The organism is Moorena sp. (genome assembly GCF_982860115.1).
In genome coordinates this window covers 4,753-8,852 of record NZ_CEYLVT010000019.1, presented here as the reverse complement: position 1 = coordinate 8,852, position 4,100 = coordinate 4,753, and the positions used below count along the sequence as shown (strand labels likewise).

The following is a 4,100-nucleotide window of genomic DNA, read 5'->3' as shown; positions in this document are numbered from 1 at the left end:
CAGCTATCAGCCATTGGCCTTGGCCTTGGGCGTTGGCCACGCTATGGGAATGGCCAGGCTACTAGATCGGTGTTTTTGAATAAAATAAGCTGACCGCTGACCGCTGACCGCTGACCGCTCAATGGTTACAGAGTTATATCGAGATTGAGTGATTGATACTTAGGCTAGACATTGCCTACAGAAACTAGTCCTGGCAAAGTCTCTTTGAGGGGTTGCCAACGGAAATAACGATCCCCTCCCATCTCTAGGATTACTTTGACTCGTGGTTCTTGCTGGGGCAATGTGGTTAGATAGTCAACTTCTTGACTAGATAGTATATTTCCTTCAATAATCCACAGCACCAACCCTTTAGAGTTGGGAGATAGGGCTGACAGTTGGTAGTTTACCAAGGGCGGCAGGTAGTAAACATCACCGACTGCAGATGATTTACCCATATTTTTCTTGCCCAGATGAGGAGGGCGAACACCGTGAATTCCAGTGAGATAAGCGGCTGGATCTCCTAGTCCTTTGGCAGTAATGGAAACGGTGATATAGCCAGCAGCCCGCAAACGCCGCTGATAACGACCTTCAAACCCACCTTCTAATGGTGCATAAACTGCCAATGCACCAGACTTTTCTAGTGCCCGGATGAATGACTTGCCGGTGGTGATCAGTGCCATTGCTACCTCTGCTTCTGCTTTAAGTTTTGTGAACTCCTGTCAGCCTCTTATTATAAAGGACTGTTGGCAAATTCCCTCGAAGATGGTGGAAACAGAGCAAGATATCGCGGGTTGGGGCAACACTATCACAAATATGACCGGTTATCAACAATCAATAAGGATTTCAGTATAAAAAACCTGATCACAATTGCCAAACTGAAAAAAATTATACTAGAGATAGGAGGCAAATTTACATAGATCTAGCACATGGCATTCATAGTATCCCATGGATATATAGTATGTTTTCCGGTCCGGTGATGTCCTACCTGTCCGACGGTTCTGTTTGATAAAGCTATTTTCTTTGATCGCAACTAAGTATTAGAAAACTAATTATGGCTCCTTCATCCAGCATCATGAAAGCTGTTGAGCAGCTAGACTATCGCGTCACTGTTGGGGATGTTGCTGCCCAAGTGGGTTTAAACATCCATCAAGCCGAGCAAGGTTTACTTGTCCTGGCCTCGGAAGTAGGTGGACATTTACAAGTGGCCGAGTCAGGGGATATTGCTTATCTGTTTCCCAAAAACTTTCGCGCTATTCTCCGCAACAAGTTCTTAAAGCTACGGTTGCAAGCATGGTGGGAAAAGGTTTGGGGTGTTCTGTTTTACCTGATTCGGATTTCCTTCGGGATTTTCCTACTGCTTTCCATTGTATTGATGATTGTTGCGATCGCATTTATTGTTCTGAGCCTCAAAGCTGGCAGTGACAATGATTCTGACGGAGGAGGCGGAGGAAGTAGTCGTTCTGGTGGTGGCGGTGGCATCGTGTTTTTGCCCCGTTTCTGGATTGGACCGGATCTGTTTTGGTGGTTCAACCCATCTTACTCCCACAATAATTATCGACGGCAACGGCAAAAATCCCGTTCTGGCCGAGAAGATAGTGAGATGAATTTTTTAGAGGCTGTCTTCTCCTTTCTGTTTGGTGATGGCAATCCCAATAGTGATTTAGAAGAACGTCGCTGGCAAACCATTGGTACTGTGATTCGCAATGCCGGGGGGGCGGTGGCAGCGGAACAGATTGCTCCCTATCTTGATGACCTTGGGGAAAGCTACCAGCGGGAGTCGGAAGACTATATGTTACCGGTGCTAATCCGATACGACGGACGCCCGGAAGTTAGCCCATCAGGGGATATTGTCTATCACTTCCCTAAATTGCAGACAACTGCTGCCAAACAGAATCAACAACCGGTGCCAGCTTATCTTCGTGCCAAGTTGTGGCAGTTTTCTCTGGCAACCAGTAACCAGATTATGCTGGCGATTGGGTTAGGGAGTGTAAACTTCGTTTTAGCCTTAGTCCTCGGTTCCTTGTTGCAGGGGGGTGAGATTGCTGCACAGCTAGGAGGATTTGTAGTATTTGTGGAGCTAATTTACCCTCTGTTATTGGCTTATGGGGTAGGATTCTTGGTCATACCGTTGCTTCGATATTTCTGGGTTCAGCGGAAAAAGAAACAGATTGAAGCAATGAATCAAGCACGGCAGGAAAATGCGATCGCACTTAATCAGGCGGATGAAGCTTTACAGAACAAGATTGCCTATGCGCAACAGTTTGCCGATCAAAATGTGATTCGCGAAGACAATTTGGTTTATAGCAGTGAGAAGGATTTATTGGATCAGGATATAGAACGGAAAGATCAAATTGATGCCGAGTGGGAAAAGCGCTTAGAGTTGGGATCTACTCAGAATCTTGATATAAATAACTAATTATAGCGGTTTTAAATTGGGTGAGGTACAGATTCCTGGGTTTTAGGGAACAGGGAACACAGAACAGGGAACACACAATAGGGAAAAAATCCTGTGTAAGCTGGCTGGGAGGGCGACATGCAAGCTGAAATCATTACTGGGTAATAATTTTAGCCCATAAGTTACTTAATCGGTGCTCTTTCCGTTGGCGAATTAAATTCGCCAACGGAAAGAGCACCTGAAAGATACATGGTGTTTTGGGCGCTCCATTGCAGGTAGTTATAAGGGTTTAAGCTTCCATAAAATGAATCGAGGGTCAATTTGCTGTATCAAGCCGCCATAGCTCATTGGCATCAAAGCCTTATATAGTGGGCTTTTTAGAGTTCATGTTACTCCCCCCTCAGCGTTAGTTGACACGATTGTTTTAAAAAGGTATTGTATTTGGGTAAAATAAGGCTTGGTCAAATTATTGGAGGTAACCATTAAAATTAATGAGTTTACCGCTACTAATGAATTTGCAGGCTTATCCAGAACCTGGTCGTCAATAATACGGATAGCTTGATCACATTCACCATCGGCCCGGAATGTCCAGCCGACTTGACTCTATCGAAATTCATCTGCTGAGCAGCTATTGCTGAGTCCTCTACTAGTAGAAGACGTTGGTGATTTTTGCCATAGTCTCGGTTTGTTTTTAGGTTGCGGCTGGCTAATAATGTTGTGATTTTGTTCTTCAGGGTAAAATAGATGAAAAAACTCAAAGTACTTTTCTTAGCATTTTTTGTTTCAGTTACTATATTCATTTCATTTCTTTTTTTAAGCCCTTTAAAACCTGCCTATGCTGATCAGCTAAGAAGTGATATTGCCTCTGGCAATAATATAGGTGGTTTGGTTTACATGCATCTCTCAACAGGTAGTGACTTTGATAACCAAACTTGGGAGGTAGCTGGTAATTTGGGACTGCCAGGCTACACCTGGGTAGCTGATTTTAATGGTGATGGAAAAAGTGATATTGCCTCTGCCTCTGCCACTGGAAATAAGGTTTACATGGCTCTCTCAATAGGTAGTGACTTTGATAACAAAACTTGGCATGTACCACTTGGTCAATGGGGACTGGCAGACTACACCTGGGTAGGTGATTTTAATGGTGATGGAAAAAGTGATATTGCCTCTGCCGATGGAAATAACGTTTACATGCATCTCTCAACAGGTAGTCGCTTTGATAACCAAAGTTGGGAGGTAGCTGGTAATTTGAGTATGTTAGGCTACACCTGGGTAGGTGATTTTAATGGTGATGGAAAAAGTGATATTGCCTCTGCCAAAAAAGGTAACGTTTACATGGCTCTCTCAACAGGTAGTAACTTTGATAACCAAACTTGGAAGGTACCTCTTAAATGGGGTAAGGCAAACTACACCTGGGTAGCTGATTTTAATGGTGATGGAAAAAGTGATATTGCCTCTGCCTCTGCCACTGGAAATAAGGTTTACATGGCTCTCTCAATAGGTAGTGACTTTGATAACAAAACTTGGCATGTACCACTTGGTCAATGGGGACTGGCAGACTACACCTGGGTAGCTGATTTTAATGGTGATGGAAAAAGTGATATTGCCTCTGCCTCTGCCACTGGAAATAAGGTTTACATGGCTCTCTCAATAGGTAGTGACTTTGATAACAAAACTTGGCATGTACCACTTGGTCAATGGGGACTGGCAGACTACACCTGGGTAG

3 protein-coding genes are annotated in these 4,100 nt (G+C 44.1%); 2 read left to right on the top strand and 1 reads right to left on the bottom strand.

Going from position 1 to position 4,100, the window contains the following annotated elements; all coding sequences use genetic code 11:
- Positions 1-164 precede the first annotated feature (164 nt).
- Entirely contained in the window at positions 165-659 is a 495-nt protein-coding gene (locus AC4II3_RS05615) for an NAD(P)H-quinone oxidoreductase subunit N (protein ID WP_488008374.1), read from the bottom strand.
- A 371-nt stretch (positions 660-1,030) separates the two neighbouring features.
- On the opposite strand from AC4II3_RS05615, the gene AC4II3_RS05610 reads away from it, so the two are divergent.
- Complete coding sequence (locus AC4II3_RS05610) at positions 1,031-2,395, top strand: hypothetical protein (RefSeq protein ID WP_488008375.1); 1,365 nt, start codon at positions 1,031-1,033, stop codon at positions 2,393-2,395.
- 723 nt (positions 2,396-3,118) lie between these two features.
- A partial coding sequence (locus AC4II3_RS05605; RefSeq protein WP_490722785.1) for an FG-GAP repeat domain-containing protein occupies positions 3,119-4,100 on the top strand: 982 nt, incomplete at its 3' end.

Coding starts and splice junctions, on each gene's coding strand:
- AC4II3_RS05615 (WP_488008374.1), bottom strand. CDS start 659: ATGGCACTGATCACCACCGGCAAGTCATTCATCCGGGCACTAGAAAAG.
- AC4II3_RS05610 (WP_488008375.1), top strand. CDS start 1,031: ATGGCTCCTTCATCCAGCATCATGAAAGCTGTTGAGCAGCTAGACTAT.